This is a genomic window from Vibrio olivae (genome assembly GCF_042428525.1).
Taxonomy (GTDB): domain Bacteria; phylum Pseudomonadota; class Gammaproteobacteria; order Enterobacterales; family Vibrionaceae; genus Vibrio; species Vibrio olivae.
This window is the reverse complement of the sequence record NZ_JBHMEP010000001.1, coordinates 1,016,889-1,033,569: the sequence shown is the minus strand read 5'-3', so window position 1 is coordinate 1,033,569 and position 16,681 is coordinate 1,016,889. Positions and strand designations below refer to the sequence as shown.

The 16,681-nt window shown below is 43.3% G+C and carries 21 protein-coding genes; 13 read left to right on the top strand and 8 right to left on the bottom strand.

Annotated elements, in window-relative coordinates; translation table 11 throughout:
• Positions 1 to 301: 301 nt before the first annotated feature.
• Positions 302 to 1,846 carry a pectate lyase family protein gene (locus ACFFUV_RS04785; RefSeq protein ID WP_390190118.1) on the top strand — a complete coding sequence of 515 codons (1,545 nt, stop codon included), beginning with the start codon at positions 302 to 304 and terminating at the stop codon, positions 1,844 to 1,846.
• 128 nt (positions 1,847 to 1,974) lie between these two features.
• Positions 1,975 to 2,730: a vitamin B12 ABC transporter ATP-binding protein BtuD gene (gene btuD, locus ACFFUV_RS04780; RefSeq protein WP_390190116.1), complete on the top strand. Its 756-nt coding sequence runs from the start codon at positions 1,975 to 1,977 to the stop codon at positions 2,728 to 2,730.
• Positions 2,731 to 3,001: 271 nt separating this feature from the next.
• Here btuD and ACFFUV_RS04775 read toward each other — a convergent pair whose 3' ends face one another.
• The 3 genes from ACFFUV_RS04775 to ACFFUV_RS04765 all read right to left on the bottom strand — a co-directional run bounded on the left by ACFFUV_RS04775 (position 3,002) and on the right by ACFFUV_RS04765 (position 5,554).
• Entirely contained in the window at positions 3,002 to 3,577 is a 576-nt protein-coding gene (locus ACFFUV_RS04775) for a nucleoside triphosphate pyrophosphohydrolase family protein (RefSeq protein WP_390190115.1), read from the bottom strand.
• Between the two features lie 125 nt (positions 3,578 to 3,702).
• On the bottom strand, positions 3,703 to 4,287 hold the full coding sequence (locus ACFFUV_RS04770) for a DUF1415 domain-containing protein (protein WP_390190113.1): 585 nt from the start codon (positions 4,285 to 4,287) through the stop codon (positions 3,703 to 3,705).
• 58 nt (positions 4,288 to 4,345) lie between these two features.
• Entirely contained in the window at positions 4,346 to 5,554 is a 1,209-nt protein-coding gene (locus ACFFUV_RS04765; protein ID WP_390190111.1) for an MFS transporter, read from the bottom strand.
• A gap of 124 nt (positions 5,555 to 5,678) precedes the next feature.
• Here ACFFUV_RS04765 and ACFFUV_RS04760 point away from each other — a divergent pair, with 124 nt between their 5' ends.
• Positions 5,679 to 6,548 carry a LysR family transcriptional regulator gene (locus ACFFUV_RS04760; protein ID WP_390190110.1) on the top strand — a complete coding sequence of 290 codons (870 nt, stop codon included), beginning with the start codon at positions 5,679 to 5,681 and terminating at the stop codon, positions 6,546 to 6,548.
• A gap of 5 nt (positions 6,549 to 6,553) precedes the next feature.
• Here the strand turns inward: ACFFUV_RS04760 and ACFFUV_RS04755 are convergent, their stop codons facing one another.
• From ACFFUV_RS04755 to ACFFUV_RS04740, 4 genes are all read right to left on the bottom strand, one after another.
• The gene (locus ACFFUV_RS04755; protein WP_390190108.1) at positions 6,554 to 6,790 is read right to left on the bottom strand and encodes a glutaredoxin family protein; all 237 of its coding nucleotides are present in this window, start codon (positions 6,788 to 6,790) and stop codon (positions 6,554 to 6,556) included.
• Positions 6,791 to 6,912: 122 nt separating this feature from the next.
• Positions 6,913 to 7,941 (bottom strand): phage integrase, encoded by a 1,029-nt coding sequence (locus ACFFUV_RS04750; RefSeq protein ID WP_390190107.1) that lies wholly within the window; start codon positions 7,939 to 7,941, stop codon positions 6,913 to 6,915.
• 431 nt (positions 7,942 to 8,372) lie between these two features.
• Positions 8,373 to 9,065 (bottom strand): glycosyltransferase family 25 protein, encoded by a 693-nt coding sequence (locus ACFFUV_RS04745; protein ID WP_390190106.1) that lies wholly within the window; start codon positions 9,063 to 9,065, stop codon positions 8,373 to 8,375.
• A 444-nt stretch (positions 9,066 to 9,509) separates the two neighbouring features.
• Positions 9,510 to 10,172 (bottom strand): helix-turn-helix domain-containing protein, encoded by a 663-nt coding sequence (locus ACFFUV_RS04740; protein ID WP_390190105.1) that lies wholly within the window; start codon positions 10,170 to 10,172, stop codon positions 9,510 to 9,512.
• Positions 10,173 to 10,325: 153 nt separating this feature from the next.
• Between ACFFUV_RS04740 and ACFFUV_RS04735 the strand changes: the two genes are divergently transcribed.
• From ACFFUV_RS04735 to ACFFUV_RS04705, 7 genes are all read left to right on the top strand, one after another.
• Positions 10,326 to 10,538 carry a hypothetical protein gene (locus ACFFUV_RS04735; RefSeq protein WP_390190103.1) on the top strand — a complete coding sequence of 71 codons (213 nt, stop codon included), beginning with the start codon at positions 10,326 to 10,328 and terminating at the stop codon, positions 10,536 to 10,538.
• A gap of 111 nt (positions 10,539 to 10,649) precedes the next feature.
• Positions 10,650 to 11,189 carry a phage regulatory CII family protein gene (locus ACFFUV_RS04730; protein WP_390190100.1) on the top strand — a complete coding sequence of 180 codons (540 nt, stop codon included), beginning with the start codon at positions 10,650 to 10,652 and terminating at the stop codon, positions 11,187 to 11,189.
• 9 nt (positions 11,190 to 11,198) lie between these two features.
• Positions 11,199 to 11,528 carry a hypothetical protein gene (locus ACFFUV_RS04725; RefSeq protein ID WP_390190098.1) on the top strand — a complete coding sequence of 110 codons (330 nt, stop codon included), beginning with the start codon at positions 11,199 to 11,201 and terminating at the stop codon, positions 11,526 to 11,528.
• 63 nt (positions 11,529 to 11,591) lie between these two features.
• On the top strand, positions 11,592 to 11,876 hold the full coding sequence (locus ACFFUV_RS04720; RefSeq protein ID WP_390190097.1) for a hypothetical protein: 285 nt from the start codon (positions 11,592 to 11,594) through the stop codon (positions 11,874 to 11,876).
• Positions 11,876 to 12,112 carry a hypothetical protein gene (locus ACFFUV_RS04715; protein WP_390191848.1) on the top strand — a complete coding sequence of 79 codons (237 nt, stop codon included), beginning with the start codon at positions 11,876 to 11,878 and terminating at the stop codon, positions 12,110 to 12,112. Before ACFFUV_RS04720 ends, ACFFUV_RS04715 begins: the two co-directional genes overlap by 1 nt.
• Positions 12,109 to 14,688: a replication endonuclease gene (locus ACFFUV_RS04710; protein ID WP_390190095.1), complete on the top strand. Its 2,580-nt coding sequence runs from the start codon at positions 12,109 to 12,111 to the stop codon at positions 14,686 to 14,688. The genes ACFFUV_RS04715 and ACFFUV_RS04710 overlap by 4 nt, the downstream gene beginning before the upstream one ends.
• A 120-nt stretch (positions 14,689 to 14,808) precedes the next feature.
• Positions 14,809 to 15,027 carry a hypothetical protein gene (locus tag ACFFUV_RS04705; protein WP_390190094.1) on the top strand — a complete coding sequence of 73 codons (219 nt, stop codon included), beginning with the start codon at positions 14,809 to 14,811 and terminating at the stop codon, positions 15,025 to 15,027.
• Here the strand turns inward: ACFFUV_RS04705 and ACFFUV_RS04700 are convergent.
• Complete coding sequence (locus ACFFUV_RS04700; RefSeq protein ID WP_390190093.1) at positions 15,022 to 15,273, bottom strand: Ogr/Delta-like zinc finger protein; 252 nt, start codon at positions 15,271 to 15,273, stop codon at positions 15,022 to 15,024. The genes ACFFUV_RS04705 and ACFFUV_RS04700 overlap by 6 nt on opposite strands.
• Positions 15,274 to 15,389: 116 nt before the next feature.
• Between ACFFUV_RS04700 and ACFFUV_RS04695 the strand changes: the two genes are divergently transcribed.
• Genes ACFFUV_RS04695 through ACFFUV_RS04685 form a run of 3 tightly spaced genes read left to right on the top strand, consistent with a single transcriptional unit; the run spans position 15,390 to position 16,658 of the window.
• Positions 15,390 to 15,788, top strand: a complete 399-nt coding sequence (locus ACFFUV_RS04695; protein WP_390190091.1) for a hypothetical protein — start codon at positions 15,390 to 15,392, stop codon at positions 15,786 to 15,788.
• Complete coding sequence (locus ACFFUV_RS04690) at positions 15,775 to 16,212, top strand: hypothetical protein (RefSeq protein ID WP_390190090.1); 438 nt, start codon at positions 15,775 to 15,777, stop codon at positions 16,210 to 16,212. The genes ACFFUV_RS04695 and ACFFUV_RS04690 overlap by 14 nt, the downstream gene beginning before the upstream one ends.
• A gap of 56 nt (positions 16,213 to 16,268) precedes the next feature.
• On the top strand, positions 16,269 to 16,658 hold the full coding sequence (locus tag ACFFUV_RS04685; RefSeq protein WP_390190088.1) for a hypothetical protein: 390 nt from the start codon (positions 16,269 to 16,271) through the stop codon (positions 16,656 to 16,658).
• Positions 16,659 to 16,681: the final 23 nt, after the last annotated feature.

Sequence of the window (16,681 nt, the reverse complement as noted above, 5' to 3'; positions counted from 1 at the left end):
GATGCTGTGGTTGTTTATATTAATAAAAGACAACTGATGTGATCTGTCTCTCTCTATAAGTTGATTAGGAAATTTATTGTTGATTTGGATTGAATTATGTTTACTTCACATATTTAAGAAAACCGATTTAATTGGGATTGATCAAAATAAAACCACGGTTCATATTGTTAGGTATTGAGTTTTATATGTAATTCTGTGCTGAAAATAAAGGAGGGCTAGGTCACACAGTTATTTTATAAACGCTCCATTAAACACGAAAAGTGGAGTGAACTCGATAATCCAATATACGATGGAATAAAACATGATTATTACAAAAGCAAAGAAGCACTTAACTCTGTCTACGTTATCCGTGTGTATCGCTCTTGCTGCACAACCTGTTATCGCTAGTGGGTTTGATACCCAAAACGGCGGCACAACGGGTGGTGAAGGAGGGCAAGTTGTTTATGCGACCACAGGTACTGAAATTCATCAAGCTCTGTGTAATCGAGCAAGCAGCGACACGCCGATTATTATTCACGTCGAGGGCACGATTAATCACGGCAATACAAGCAAAGTATCAGGCGATAGCTGTAACACCGCTGAAGATAAAATTGAAATTAAGGAAGTGAGTAATATCTCTCTGATTGGTGTGGGCAACGGTGCTCTTTTTGATGAACTGGGTATTCATCTGCGCTCTGCGTCAAACATCATCATTCAGAACGTTCACGTACGGAATGTGAAAAAATCGGGCTCGCCAACCTCAAACGGAGGTGATGCGATCGGAATGGAAAGCAACGTCTCGAACGTCTGGGTTGACCATGTCACTTTGGAAGCCAGTGGTGGTGAGAGCGAAGGCTATGACGCACTATTTGATATGAAGGCCAACACAAAATATGTGACGCTTTCCTACAGCATTCTACGTAATTCGGGGCGTGGCGGGCTTGTCGGCTCAAGTGACAGTGATAACAACAACGGCCCTGTGACCTTCCACCACAACTATTATGAAAATATTAACTCGCGCACACCGTTATTACGTCATGCCACGGCGCACGCTTACAACAATTACTACAACGGTTTGATTTCCTCTGGGATGAACCCACGTATTGGTGGCCAAATGCGGGCAGAAAATAACTACTTCAAAGACTCCAAAGACCCTCTAGGCACTTTCTATACTGACGACATGGGATTTTGGCAAGTTAGCGGTAATATTTGGGATAATATTGATTGGTCAGAAGACGCCTCTAAACTCCATCCTGCAGGGCCAGATCCAGTATCGACCACGAGTATTGCTATCCCTTATAGCTATCAGTTGGATGATGCGACCTGCGTACCAAGTATTGTTCTTGCTTCGGCAGGTGCGAACACAGGTCTGGCTGTCTCTGACGGCAGTTGTAGTACCACTGAACCAGGTGATGGTGGTGATACCGGAAGTGGTGGAGACGGCGGTGATACAGGTGGCGGTGACACCGGTGGCGGCGATACTGGCGGCACGGGGGAACTCGGGACGAATTTAGCGTTGTCAGGTGATGCCGATGGTAGCTCTAAAGCCAGTGGCACCAGTTATGGCAATGTTATTGACGGTGATACTTCGACTTACTGGTCACCAAGTGGCACAACAGGAACCGTGAGTGTCAAACGCTTAACTTCAACATTTAACACAGTTCGAATCATTGAGCTCAGCGGAACAGAAGGCACAGTGACGTCTTGGACTCTGGTGAATCATGATTCAGGTGCAACCCTAACGTCGGGCAGCAGTCTCAATGACGTGATTACGGTCGGCGATATTAATCCAGCGAAGATCAGTCTGGTGATTAATTCCGCGAGTGATGTGCCGAAAATTGCCGAATTTGAAGTTTACAACCAATAACCGTTTTATGGTTTATTGTACTAAGCCCACTCCTTGTGGGCTTTTTTCGTTAATACGACGTGTTAGCGTTTTCTCCGTATCGCGAATCGGGTAAGGTTAGGGCAGTTAACTGTTTGCGCGATATCTTTATGCTCACTATCCAAAGTCTTTGTGTTAATACCCGTTTATTGCCTCTATCAATTGAGGCGCAGCGTGGCGACGTAATTCATATCCTGGGTCCCAATGGTAGCGGAAAAAGCACGTTTTTATCGGCGGTCGCCGGTGTAATTGATTTTGAAGGAGACGTCTGGCTTGATGAAGAGCATCTCAATGCGTTGTCGATTGAAGCATTAGCGGGCAGACGAGCCTATTTGACACAAAGTGGTAAACCGCCGTTTGACATCGGTGTGGCGCAATATCTATCGCTGTCGATGCCTGCGGGGGTAAACGCGCAAGATAAACACGTTGCAGAGATTGTGGCTGAACTGTGTTCTCTACTCGAATTGGATGACAAATTGCATCGTTCGATTGCACAGCTGTCGGGTGGAGAGTGGCAACGCGTGCGATTAGCGGGTATCTGTCTCCAAGTTTGGCCCTCACTCAACCCTTACGCCAAAATGCTTTTACTTGATGAACCTGCGGCGCCTCTCGATATCGGTCAAGAATCCTTACTTTATCAATTAATCCAGCGTATGGCGGATATGGGGCTGGTGATTCTGATGGCCAATCATGATTTAAATCGATCTTTGCGTTATGCCGATAAAGTTGTGCTTATTCGTGAGGGCGTCATGTTGGAATTTGGTGAAACGAAAACGGTTATGACATCAGAAAAGTTATCGACGCTGTTTGCTACTGATGTGCAACGTGTTGAGTTTAATGGGAAAAATGTCTTAGTGTTTGATTAATTCGGTGCACGATGCACTGTAATGGATCGCTGATTTTTTACGGCTTTTTAGGTGAAAATGCCAAACCCTTAAAAATCAGTAAGTTAAGTTTTTTAAAAAGTTGGCATGAGGTTAGCATTATAGAAAGTGATACATTCTCGTTCTTGTTAGGCTTTATGTCATTTCTTGACTATGACATTTACGCGCCACCCCGGTCTCCCTGAGGTGGCGCTTTTTTTATGCTTTTTCAATAGGTTACTATTTTGTTTTACGATGGGTTCCACTCAAATTGTTATTGAGTTAAAGCCACTAAATCAGCAGGGCGATAGTAAACCGATTTTAGCACTTTGCCTTGACGGATTGTTTTCCCCTCAGCGACAAAATCTTGTGCACATTTCGCAATAATGTAATCGCCTTTTTGTACCGCCATCAGAGTGATGCCTTGTTGAGCGTAAAAGGCTTCTGTTTCCGCATACTCTTGTTCGCTGCGGCATACTTTACTCATATTACTTGAGTGTACTTCATCCCAGCATGGCACGAAGTCGATCCCGCGGTTGACTGCAACGTTGAGCAACAGATCAATCAGGTAACTGATCGCAAGATTATCTTCAACCTGACTTTGGCCCAAATGGACTAAACGACCCATTAGGACATACACGGTATCGACAATCGCATCAGCCTGCTCAACCTTAGAATCGGCCTCAGCTAATTCAGTTAACTCTTCGATAGCGAGCGAGGTATGCAACGTATCGCCTTTTTGATCGAGCGTACTTGGCGCTGCGACAGGGAGGTCAAAGGTAGAGCGAAACTCCGTGATGTCTTGATACAGATGGTCGTATAGTTCTTGAGTCAATTTTGATAGGTGCATTCGCTTAAATCCGAATTAGTAACAATGATCGCGTCATACTAGCAAAGCCAGCAAGCAGGCGCTATTCATCGACAGCAATTTCTGCGCTGTCAACCAGCAAGCTATTCCTCTCGCACTATTGATGGCTATGATTTGAATAGATAGGGGAACAGCGCTTTACGCTGGGCTTCGCTCAGTGACGACACACGTTCAATATTATTTTCGGGTATGGCTTCTGGGTCTGGGTAATGGCTCAACACTTTTTCCATACTGGCTTCGCGAATCAAATGGAAAATAGGATACGGCGAGCGGTTAGTCAGACTCTCGGGGTCATCGGGTTGGCATCCTGCAAAACAGTAATCTGGATGAAAAGTCGCGACTTGATAAGTCCCTTCCCAGCCTTGCTGACGAATAATCGCTTCTACCCAGTCAATAAAAAGATTGTACTCGTAAAAATCGCTCAGCATATTTGGAACCACAACCAATGTGGTATCCAGCTTATCACTGGGTATGTTATCGAGGTCAATGAACTGGGTGAGGATGTCTTCTAGCAGGCCTTCATCTGTGGCCGCGTCGCTAACGAAGATACGAATCTGCTGGTTACGTTGCGGCTTAGCCGCAAATGGGCATAAATTTAGGCCAATCACCACGTCTTCAAGCCAAGTATTTACCTTATCGGCGATGTTTTGATTTGAAGCACAATGCGTAACAGGTTGTTGATGCTGAGTCATAAATAAGCAGTTTTTAATGGATAGTTATAAAATGGTGACTGGCGTGCAGCATACCAAATTAAACCGTCTCTAGCTTGGCTTTTGTGCGCTGTTTACTTTCCATACTTTTAAGTCGTAAGCAAAATGTAAACACTAAGGCGTACAGTACTAAACCTCCGCCGATCACACCGGACCAGCGCTGAACTTGCCAGCAGTAGATAAGAAAGAAACCGCCTAAGCTTCCACCGATGTAATAATGAACCAAATACAGTGCAGTGGCGGTGGCTTTAGCGTGCGTTGCCTTTTGGCTGACCCAAGCGTAAGCCAAGGTGTGAGTAAAAAAAGCGCCAAAGCTAATGAGCATGAGTCCAAGTAACATAGTCGGCAGACACTCAAAATAAGCGATAAGCATACCACTAAGGCTGATACAAGCCCCAAGTAACATACCATTGAGCTGCGAATGACGCAGGCTCCAGCGCCCCGATAATTTTGAGCTCACTGTCCCACCCAAATAACATAAGAAAATTAAAGACGCTAAGCCGACGGGTAAATTATGGGGTTCCGCTACCAAGCGAAATCCCATCACAGAGTAGAGATTAACGAAGAGCGCGAAGTTGGCACCACCGATTAACATTGCCACCACGATCACCGGATTTTTCATGTGAGTGATCAGTGATCGATTGTGCGAACGCAGCATACCACGCTGAGGCGTGAAGTGACGCTGCGCAGGTAGAAGCCAAAACACCACAAGAATACCGACTAACGTAATCCCCATCATCATCATCACAGCAAAGTGCCAACCGAATGCATCGGTTAAGTTACCTCCCATGATTCGCCCGGTGATGCCGCCTAATGAGTTAGCTGCAATATAATTACCAATTGCTTGGCTAAAAGCTTTTGGTTCTAACTCTTCAGCCATATAAGCCACGGCAACAGAAGCAAAAGCGGCGATCGCAATCCCCATTAATGCGCGGCAAACCACGATGATCCAGAATTGATTGGTAAGCAGCATTAACCCGCCAATCATTGGCATCGCAAAAAGCCCAATCAGCATGACTCTTCTGCGCCCGAAGGATTCAGAGCTCACCGCCCAAGGCACTAAGCTGACTGAGAGCGCCAACGTGGCCGCTGCGAATACCCAGTTAACCTGAGTTTCTGATAACGAAAAATGTGCCGCCATCGTCGGCAGCATCGGCTGAAAAAGGTAGAGGTTACAGAACACGAGAAATGAGCCGAGCGCTAAACTTAAGGTCACTTTGTGATATTCGCTACTGCCTAATGAAATCATACGGAGTCTCGGGGAAATAGGGGTTAAATTGTCTTTCTGTGAGCAAACTATCAATGTTCTCTGGATATATAAAATATATTAAAATTATTAGTTCGATATATTTTATATATAAGGTGTAAATTCATTGGAAAGTCGTCAACTTCGTCACTTTGTCGCGGTGGCAGAACATGGCAGCTTTACTGCCGCTGCAAAAGCACTACATATTGCTCAGCCGGCATTGAGCATTTCGATTAAAAAGTTCGAACAGCAGTTGGAGGTTGAACTGTTTCGTCGAGAGGAGCGTCAAATTGCGTTGACCAATGAAGGGGTGACCTTATTTGAACATGCTAAACGAATTCTGCAGCAGTTAGACGATGCGCAACTTGCGGTGGACGAGCTTAAAGGACTGGAAAAAGGAGAGGTTAAATTAGGTGCACCCAGTATGATGGGATCTTATTTTTTTCCCGAAGTTCTGATGGCATTTAAGAGCCATTACCCAAACCTCAAGTTGACGCTCATTGATGCGGGAACACGTTCTATTCGGCAAATGCTGCTCGATGGTGAGCTTGATCTCGGGGTCATCGTCAGTGAAGATGTGATCGATGAACTTGAAACCGACCATCTACTCGAGGCCGAAATGGTGGCGGTAGTTGGGAAGCAGCACTCCCTTGCGGAGAAAAGCGTGATGGATTTTCAAACCTTTTTCGAACAAGAACTTGTTATGTTTAAGCCTGGCTATTTTCACCGTGAGTTCATTGAATCAAAAGCGAAAAAACACGGCTATAAAATGGATTTCTCATTTGAAACCAACTTGTTACCTATGATTCTAAGCATTGTTAAGCACGAATTTGCGATTACCTCGTTATTAACCTTGGTCACCGATAACGAACCGGAAGTGAAAGGCATCTCATTTGAACAACCCGTCACGTTCAATTTGGTATTAGCGTGGCGCAAAGATGGTTACTTATCAAAGGCAGACCAGACGTTTATCGAGTTTGTAAAACGCTATGTTTAAGATGTCTATTTTCCTCGATAAAGCTTATCGAAACTGGCAGGATTCCACCCAATCATAATTCGGTCACCGACTTTTAACACTGGCAGCGATCGTGCGCCAATCGCATCGAGCTCTTTACGACCACGCTGCATTTTGGCGTTACATAAACGATACTGAATCCCTTTACTGTCGAGATAGCGCTGCGCATCTTTACAATGAGCACACTTGTCTTTGATGTATAAAACCACGCGTTTCTTCTGCATTACGTTTAATTTTTCCTATATTATTGATTTATATTGATTTTATGGTTTCTTGCTTTTAGTCTAATACCGTTTAAAACCGACTAAAACCGAGGGTTTCTGATGAGTGTCGCCACTTTGTCGCCTCAATTTTCAAGAGGATTTAGCTCTATAGCCTGGACTAAATGTTCGGGGGCGAAGTGGGCATAAGTCATGGTTTGTTCAATGTTTTGGTGGCCAAGAATTCGCTGCAGAACCAATATGTCTCCACCATTCATCATAAAATGGCTTGCGAACGTATGGCGAAGTATGTGGGTCGCTTGTCCACTGGGTATCGACTTTGGTAACGCCCGTTTCACACATTCCCACGCTGTATAGTATCGAACATTAAATACGATATGCTCAGAGACTGCGTTTTCGATAATCTCACGATGTAGATTCTTCGATATCGGTATACTGCGGTTCTTTTTACCTTTGGTATCGGTAAAGGTCAATTTACAATTTGATATTTGGCTGTGCTTAAGTGCCAAAGCTTCACCAATACGTGCCCCCGTTGCTAAGCAAATCTTGCAGGCTATCAAAATCTGAGCTGATTTTGGACTAATATCGGTTCGAACAGCATCTAAGAACGGTGGTATAGCCTCTTTGCGCAAAAAGGCCATTTCTCGCTCTGATGTTTTTATCAACTCAATATCTTTGACAGGGTTTTCTTGTTTCCATTCACCAATTTTGATCAACCTGTTGAACAGGGACTTAAAAGTTTTAAGTTCAATATTATGAGTCGTCGCTGAGACTGCGATATCTTGTCTCGTTGGTTGAAGGCGAACGCGATTAGCGCGGTAGTTCAAATAATCTGAAGCAGTCAGTTGGCTAGCGATAGGGTTTCCAAGCATCTGGATGGTTTTGTTAAGTACACGGTAACTTCGATGCCCAGTTTTCACAGTTTTCCCGTGCATGAGCCACCAAGTGTCAAGGAGGTCGCTTAAACGGCGATGATCGGTTTTTTCACCAAGCCAAGGTTTATCGTGAACCTCTCGCATGATGAATTGCTCATATGCCGTCGCTTCACCTTTGGTCGCAAAGCGTTTACGAACGCGTTTACCTCTTCGGCCCTGAGGGTAACACTCACAAAGCCATGGCTTTTTACTGCTGTCTTTAAGATTGCGGATACTCATAAATACGCATGAATACTGTTTTTATATACAGTATTTGTGTGGGAGAGATTTTGCAATGTTTAAATCTGTTGCAAACGAACAAAGATGATTGCGGCTTTCTTTTGACAAATAGAAGAGCATCGTTTCGGTAAGCCCCAAGACTCTCTTTTTTGGAGAGGAGATACTACATTATAAATAGCAGGACACCTTCTCCAGATGATGTTTGTTTGGATGGAGCGAAGCAGAAGATATTCTACAAACGTACTGAGCGGCTTTCGCTTAAAGAGGCACTTGCCATTTATAAGCAGAGATATTGTATAGCTGAGATATTATGATTGGTGTGATGTGTGGAGAAGGCCGAACGCCTTCATCGGTTAGCGGAAGGCGATTAGGCGGCAATTCACTTTTCAACTATTTTTTAAGTTTATTTAAAAATTTCAGGTAACAACAAACTAGTACTTATATTTAATTTTATTTATCCTCCGGTAAAGCAAGTTCAAAGGATTAAATGAGGTTTTTCCTCGCTTTACATTTGCGATACTTTGTACTCCATTTCGTCTAACGGCAATACCTAAATCACTTAAAAAGCCAGATACTCCAGATAACTTATAAATTGAAATCCACTTATCCACTGGCTGAACCATACCGGATACTCTTAAGTTGTTTAGTAAAGTATTGGCCGTTTCAGGTGTAATCCCATAGCAACGAATTGGAAATGCCTTATTTGCTTTAAGTTCATTGAATAAAACTGGCTTGTTAATAGATTTGCCTAACTCTTTTTCATAATTAGTAAATGAAATCAATCCACTGCTAACGATTTGGTTGTAAACGTCCTCGCTTAAAAGTATTGATGGGTCTTCTACAAAGTCAGCACTATCTTCAATAACAATACTTATTTCTTTAGATTTGGATATGCGCTCCCAAGCTCTAGAATGAGTACTAAAGGCACCAAACTCCCCAAGCATCAATGCCTTTTTTCTAAATCTTAAAGAGTCTTTCGAAAATTTATCTTCAAGCTCTTTGAGTTCATCTACACCTAAAGAATCGATGAACTCAAACTCGATATCATTAAGAAGGGACTCCAAATGCTGGACTCGTTCTTCATTACGAGTTGTAAGCACATATACCTTGACTTTCTTTTCCATAAAAACATTACTTAATAATAATAAAAAACAGCACATCATAGATTTAGACGTGCTAGCAATATTGTGAGTTATTCCTAATTATAGGGACTGTTTAGTCTTCGAAATACAAAGAACCTGACATAAATATTATAAGCTTGCCAAGGCTTGATGTTAAGAAAAGATATGAATTTATTCACACAATAATGCCGTGGTTTATGTCTATGTCACTAAAAAGGTGAATATTTTCAAAGTCTTAGGTTAGAGTTGGTTAGCTCCTACTAAAGCTTTCGCATGGTTGATTTCGCTCAGTTACTTTTATTCATGATACAAATTATTTTCGCCGAAATCATTGAAGCGCATGAAAAGTAAATTTTTCAGATGCTAAATCGTACGCGAAATATATCGCTTAAGTTAATTTTAATATTTTTTGGGTTTTACTTTACTTACATTATAATTGATATGAATTTATTGTTTACTCAAAATTACAGCTACTCGACCAATCACTTTTATATCCTCATCCAGAACTTCGACTGTTGAACTTCCGAAAACTACTGCAAGTTTTTTTGGCAATCGTTGAACGTAATTTATGGATAAACGTCCATTCATATCAATCAAATATTCACCACTCATTGCATCATTGAATCGTTTATCTATCAGAAAGCGTCCTTCGTTTGTTTCTATTTCAACAGTTTTATTCGCTTCCAGTTCCCATGATTTAAACATGCGCTGTGCATATGGCATTTCCCCTGTTGGTAAAAGCTGGCCATTCGTCAAGCAAAAACTCTTAATCGCTACAATGGCTAACTGCGGATTCTCTTTCTCAGGGGCTGCTGGAGCATTATCTACCCTAGATGTTTGCTTATCACTCCAAAAAGAATGATGTAATTCGGCTTCTGGATAGTCGCTAGGGAGAATTAGCTCTTTAACTGGTATGCCTGTACGTAAATGAGTTCGAACAACTAGTTCGTGAGAGTTCCTGTTGTGTGAGTTCCAAGTACTAAACGTCGTTTTAGGCACGCCATAGATTTGTGCTAGATCGCCAAGAGAGTTTACTCCGTTGATCTCTTTTAGTTTATCAGTGAATGCCTCGCCTTTGATGTAATCAAAAATAGCCAATTTTGCACTCATAATCGTTCACCATAATGTGATTGATTTCAATTTTGTACGAAAATACGTTGACCGTACGAAAAATCGGATCAATACTAAACTTGTTTTCGGATGTTACGCCGACCAAAGCAATAGACAGCCGATGAAGATAGATATAAATGCAAGGATATCACCATGTTAACTTACAAGATACCACCTCTAAGTCCCTATGTGACCTACGAAGAATACTCACGCCTTACTGGCCTACCGATGGGCACCATCAAACAGTACGTTACTGAAGGTCGCGTCATCATCAAACCTAAAGACAAGCGTCGAGATAAGCCATTGATAAACATGGTTGCGATGCACGAACTAGCGGCACGTGAAGCTATCGCTGTCTTGGGGTAGTTCATGTGTTTTGTTTCTCTCATACCGACTAAAACTTACTGCCCACTTTGGCTTCATGTATTTGCCTGGGCAGTCATTTGCGTTCCTCCGTTGCTTTAAGGATTCTCAAACATGGATGAAAACAATGCCATGTACAGTTTACGTGAGCTCAAACAAAACGCGTTTGACGAAGCTTGCTGTGCATTTGCAACTAATCACAACATGTCTGAAGTCGCTCGAAAGATGGAAATGGGCGAGGCGATGCTACGTAACAAACTAAACCCAGCTCAGCCGCACAAGTTGTATGCCATTGAGCTGGCATGGCTTTGTTATCACTCTGGTGACTACTCGATTCACAACGTTCTTTATAAGGACTTAGGAACGGTCACCGTTGCGCTACCGGAAAGCTCAGAAGAGAAGAACTTTATAGAGCGCACGTTAATGAACAGCGCGCTCGGTGGTGAGCTCTCTGGCGATGCAATGCAAATGTGCAGCGCAGAACGCTTACCTCGTTCAGTCAAAAATAAAACGTTAGCCAAGGCCCATGCCGCTCTGGGCAACCTCGTTTTAATGATTTCCGACCTTGAAAACCGCACCACCGGCGTGACCCCCATGCTTTCTATGGGAATGGACTTTGTCGTCAATGGTGCGCCGATGCCTGGCTTAGCTTAAGGAGTCACCATGAATAATCTAGTCACAGTTCAACCAGAAACCTTGCCGACAGCTCAAGAAAGCATTGCGGCTTGTAAATCGCTTTTCAATGGACGACATACTCGCGCCACGTTGAAGGGGATGTGGAACAAAATGCCACCACGTTTTCGCGGAATGATTCTAATCGCTGGCGACCTTAAAGCGGCGGAACACGTTCGAGAGTTTGATAGCTTCACCGACTTAGAGCTCACCAAAATTCGTCGTGGTATGCAGCTAATAAAGGAAATGTCCGTCGAGTTTGATAGCAAGCTGGGCGACGTTCGCCGCCTCAAGCATTACCAATTCAGTAATACCCATTAAACCTTGCCAACCTTTGCCCCTGTAACCGGGGGCTTTTTTTCGCCTTGATGTAGGAGTCTAAAAGTGAATAACACGATTACTGATATCGCATACAAAAGAGCGATCCTTGCCACACTGAGTAGCCTGACCGCGTTGGCTTTCGATAGCGCTGATATTGTGACCATTCGAATTGAGTACTCGTCAAGCCTGCACTTAGTCAATGTGATCGTTTTCTCTCAGTTCACAACACATCGAATCAACCATGCCGTCATGCTCGAAGCAGACAAAGCCCTAGAGGATTTGCTGAAAATAGAAGATGACCTAATCGACCTCATTGCTCAATACCGTGATCAAAAGGAGGAAGCGTGATGCAATACGCCGCGATAACCCTTTGTCCCGATGGCGGAATCGTTCGTCATGAAGAAACACAAGAAGTCGCCAATGTCCTTATTGGTGAATTCGATTCGCTGCAAGACGCCGTCAATCAAGCCTGTATTGTTCTGAATTGCAGTGTCCTAAATCCAGCTGACCGCGGGATCATCAGTAAAGGTCGCGGTAAAGGCGGGTTTATGTTGATGACTACGCAAGAACTTATATCAGCATGATCCCCAGAGCTGAATCGACCGAAATCGAACTCTTTGACTTCCCATGGCAAGCCCCTTTAACACCTGTTGAAGCGGGCTGCTTGGCGTCTCGGTTTTCCTCTTACCAACCCGAGCCCGAAGACCTTTCTGTCATCGAACGCCAAATGTTCGAAGTAAACCCCCGTGATCATGAATGGCGCAAAAAGTTCTTTCAGGATGTGCCGATGTACTTAGCCAAGTATTTTGCCAAACGGTACATTGAGCTCTGTAAAAAGGCCGGCGCGAAAGTCGCAAATACATTTCTACGTCAAAAAATGGCACCGGCGACTGAGCGTGTCCGTTTAGTCATGCAGAAATACAAAGCACTACCAACGACACACAAAGTGGCTTTATTGTCTAAAGAGCACGGTGAGGACGTAGACTCATTTCACCCCGTGTTTTTTACAGAGTATGGCCATCCTGAAGATATTGAGCGCAAGCAAACTTCATTTGATTTTGAGCAAGCCGAAAAGAACCATAAGAGTGTAAGAAACCGGGTCCTTGCGGAGCTTGAGCAAGATGAACTGCGAGAAATGGCGTTCAAAATCTCAGAGATAATGAACTCTCGCTTTCAAGTAATCAGTCGAAAAATTTCAAAGCTAGACGTTGAAGCCATCAACAAAACCTTGCCAATCCGTGAACACTATATACCGGAGGTCGACGGGTATGAGCAACTGGCTCAATTTGTCGAAGAATTCGGCATTAAAGCGCCTCGCAAATACAAAAAGCAAAATGAACTCTCAGCGCTGAATGATATTTCACGCATGATCAGCGACAAATGGTGGTTCGATAGGCTCGTGAAATCTCGCAAAATTATGCGCGAGCATCTCGCCATTGCAATGGGCCAAGTATCTTCAAAAGCCTCACCGTATGCTTCTTGGGACTGCGTTCGTGAGCACCAGGATCAACAAAAGCGCAACTGGGCTTATATCAAGCAGCGTGAGCTCTTTGATGAAGAGACCGGTGAGCAAGCTGATCTTGCTGAGATGGTGCTAAAGAGCGTATCGAATCCCGCTATCCGCCGGCACGAACTCATGGTGCGTTGCCGTGGTTGTGAGGACATTGGTAACGAACTGGGTCTGCAAGGTTTGTTTCTCACTCTCACTACGCCGTCCAAATATCACAATTCCTACAAAAAGGGTGGATTCATTGACCACTGGAGCGGAGCCAGCCCACGTGACGCTCAGTTATACCTCAATAAGGTTTGGCAGCGTATCCGTGCCAAGTTAGGTCGTGACGAAATCCGTTGGTTTGGTGTTCGTGTCGCAGAGCCTCATCATGATGGTACGCCACATTGGCACCTGTTGATTTGGGTTAAGCCGCAAGAGGTTACCCGAGTGCGTGACATCTTCATTTCCTACGCCACGCTCGAAGACCGCCACGAACTCCATCCAGAGCTTGAAAAAGAAAAGAAAAAGCCATTTCGAAAAGGGGCATACGTTGGCCCAATGGATTATCGACCACGTTGCGACTTTGGCTTGATTGACCCAGAGAAAGGCACAGCCACAGGCTACATCGCCAAATACATTTCTAAGAATATTGACGGTTTCGCGATGGATGACGACGTTTCGGACGAGACCGGCAAATCAGTCAAAGACATGGCGAAAAACGTCAGTGCCTGGAAAAGTCGCTGGCGCATTCGCCAATTTCAATTCTTTGGTGGGGCGCCAGTGACAACCTATCGAGAGCTGCGCCGTTTTGCCAACCACAACAAAAAAGCCTTTATGGACTACCTCTTTATGCAAGAGCGCGTCGACTTACTCACGCTGTATTCGATGCTGCAACGTGAATTGGTGGGACCCATCAAGCCAAGTCGTTTAATTAGTAATAGAGAGCTGATTGAGGTGATTGGCCATCGCTATCAGGCTCGAGTTAAAAGCGGTGATGCCAGCGTAATCGACACGCTAAAAGCGGCCGATGAGGGCAACTGGCAAGGCTACATCATGGGGCAGGGCGGACCATTCGTAAAACGCGATGATTTACTGATCGTGAACTCGTATGAAGTGTTGCCATTTGCCTCTCCTCACGGTGAAGAGGTCCGCAAAATTGAAGGGTTCAAAACACCAGAAACCACCATTAAAACTCGCCTTAAAGTCTGGACGATTCAAAAGAAAGATGAAGCTGAAGCGTTTTCCAAAGGGAGCGAAGCGACCGCAATTGGCGGCTCTGCCGCCTCTCGGAGTTCTGTCAATAACTGTACGGAGCACCGCGAAGGTCAAGTCTGCGATCAGCTTAATCGGTTACTCAGTCCAAACCAAAAACTGGGTAAATCTCCACCTGTTTATGATGAGCCGGCTATTTCTGCGTTACTCAAAGGCAGCAGTTTAAAAATCGATGAAGAGAAAAGTATTCAAATCCGCCCAGTGGAGGTAGATGAGTACGGTAATCGAAGACCCGCTCAGTTAGTCGAAGTTCGGAGAGAGGTTACCGATAGCCAAAATTGGACACACTTTGAAGGGTGGGATAAGGCTTTAGAAAATGTCGAAAGGAGTGAATACAGGCAGCCGAACTTATCCATATTTCCAGAGTTAGACACTGATTGGCCAATGACGGAGTAACGTATTTACCCACATCATTTTTATATCGCCATTTTCTAATGTAAAAGGACTAATTAATTCATGGTAGAAACCTGTATATATATACAGTATATTACTGATGAGGTTGGTAAGGATATTGATATGTCAGACAAAAATGAATTATTCAAACAAGCACTAGAACTGGTGATCGATGGCGTTGCGTTAAGTGAAAGTGGTGCAGGAAGGTACATTGCAGGGCGCTATATACTCACTTTATTGATAGCTGATAACCCTGGACTCGTTGACGCAGAAAAAATAAAAGCCATTCAATCGATAATTGCAATGGCTGATGAGCAGGAAAGTCCAGCGTTTAAACTATAGCATCGATAGCTGGTGTTGAAGCTCTTTGCGTTGTTCTGGGGGTAAGGCTTGAACCATATTAAAGGCAAGTTGTGATGTCGTTTTCGCACTTGGGCTTAAAGTGTGACTATAAGTTAGGTTCATAACAAAGCTATGACCACATTCAGGTTCGCTACAAGAACAATATAAATCGGTATATTTAGAACTGATTCGGTTCGACTTTTGAATGCAACTTTTCGCGCCACACTCAGGGCAAAATACTCTCATTGGGCTACCTAATGCTTGCTGATTGACTGTTTGATATTACGTCATTTAACTGTGTTTTTGTACAGTTTTCTGAGACAAAAAACGTCATTTTACCTACAATATCAGTGATTTTTTAAATGAAACCTAGTGTATATTTTATGGTTTGTTTTTATACAATAATGGACAAATTCATGGCTTCACTAGGTTATTGCGATATCAGTAATTTTAAGTTGACTCCAAAAAGCAAACACGCGGTGGCAGAAATACAAGGTATCATGGATGCTGGTAACCTCATGGCTGGCGTGTTAGCGGCGACGCCGTTTTATTATATTTTTGGTTCGCCGGGCATCACGAATAGCCCTTTTGAAAAAATGATAACAATCAGAGAGTATGACTGGGAGCAACTTGGTCAATCTATGGCTTCTGTACCCAAGATTGTTAAAGGTCGTATTTATAAGGTTGCCGAGCCTATGACTTGGTCAACTAACGGACAAGAACGTAAGTTTTGGGAGTGTGTTTCAAATGCGTCATTATAAAGTACTTATCCTTCTAGCTTTATTAACGGGCTGCAGTAGCGAAGTGGATACTGAAAAACGCATCACCAATTGGGTCCAGAAAAGTGATCAGTGTGTCGCGGATGCTCGAGCGAGTGAATTCAGTTTTCCTAGTGATGAATGGTTTGATGCGCTTCCTTTAGAGCAAAAACGTAATGTTGTTGTTTATATTTACCAAGAAAGATTAACTAATTGTTTTGGGCCGGAAGCTCAGTCTTTGAAAACGGCGCTTGAGAAACATGACAACCAAACCTTGCTGGAGTTTTTCGATGGTTACGGAGCGTTTGAGGAGCCCGATGAAAGCCGTTTAGAAGGGGTGAACAAAGAAAAAGTAGCGATTTTTTCTAAGAACATTCCACTCTTTAACTTGGGGAAAGTAGGTCAGGAAATTCCTCTCCATGATTGATATAGAGGCGGTTAATAAATAGAAGATACTGATATAAATTAGACGGATAAATTCGAATGAATAAATTCATTTACTTCTTTATGTTTTTTTTATCATTTAAAGCATGGGCCTATCCTATGCAAGAACTATATGAAAAACTAGATATTACATCATTTAATAGTTCTTTAATGCCCATGATAGATTCTAAGTATGAATATAAAAATTTTAAAGATATCAATCAATTAGCTACTTCCATAACGGAAGATGAGATAATTATCGATAGTGAGTATTGGAAGTACTCTTTAAAAGTGATCAAGGTTAAAGGTTCTGATTTTTATGTTTGCTTCTCTGACAAAGCAAAAATGGGTTCCTATGATGCTCAATCACCTATGGTGCTCCGTAAATATAACGATATCTATATGGCTACGGCACGTAGAACAGCAGTTTGTGAAGAGTATGCTCGGTAAAAATATCACCGTGACTGGTAAAA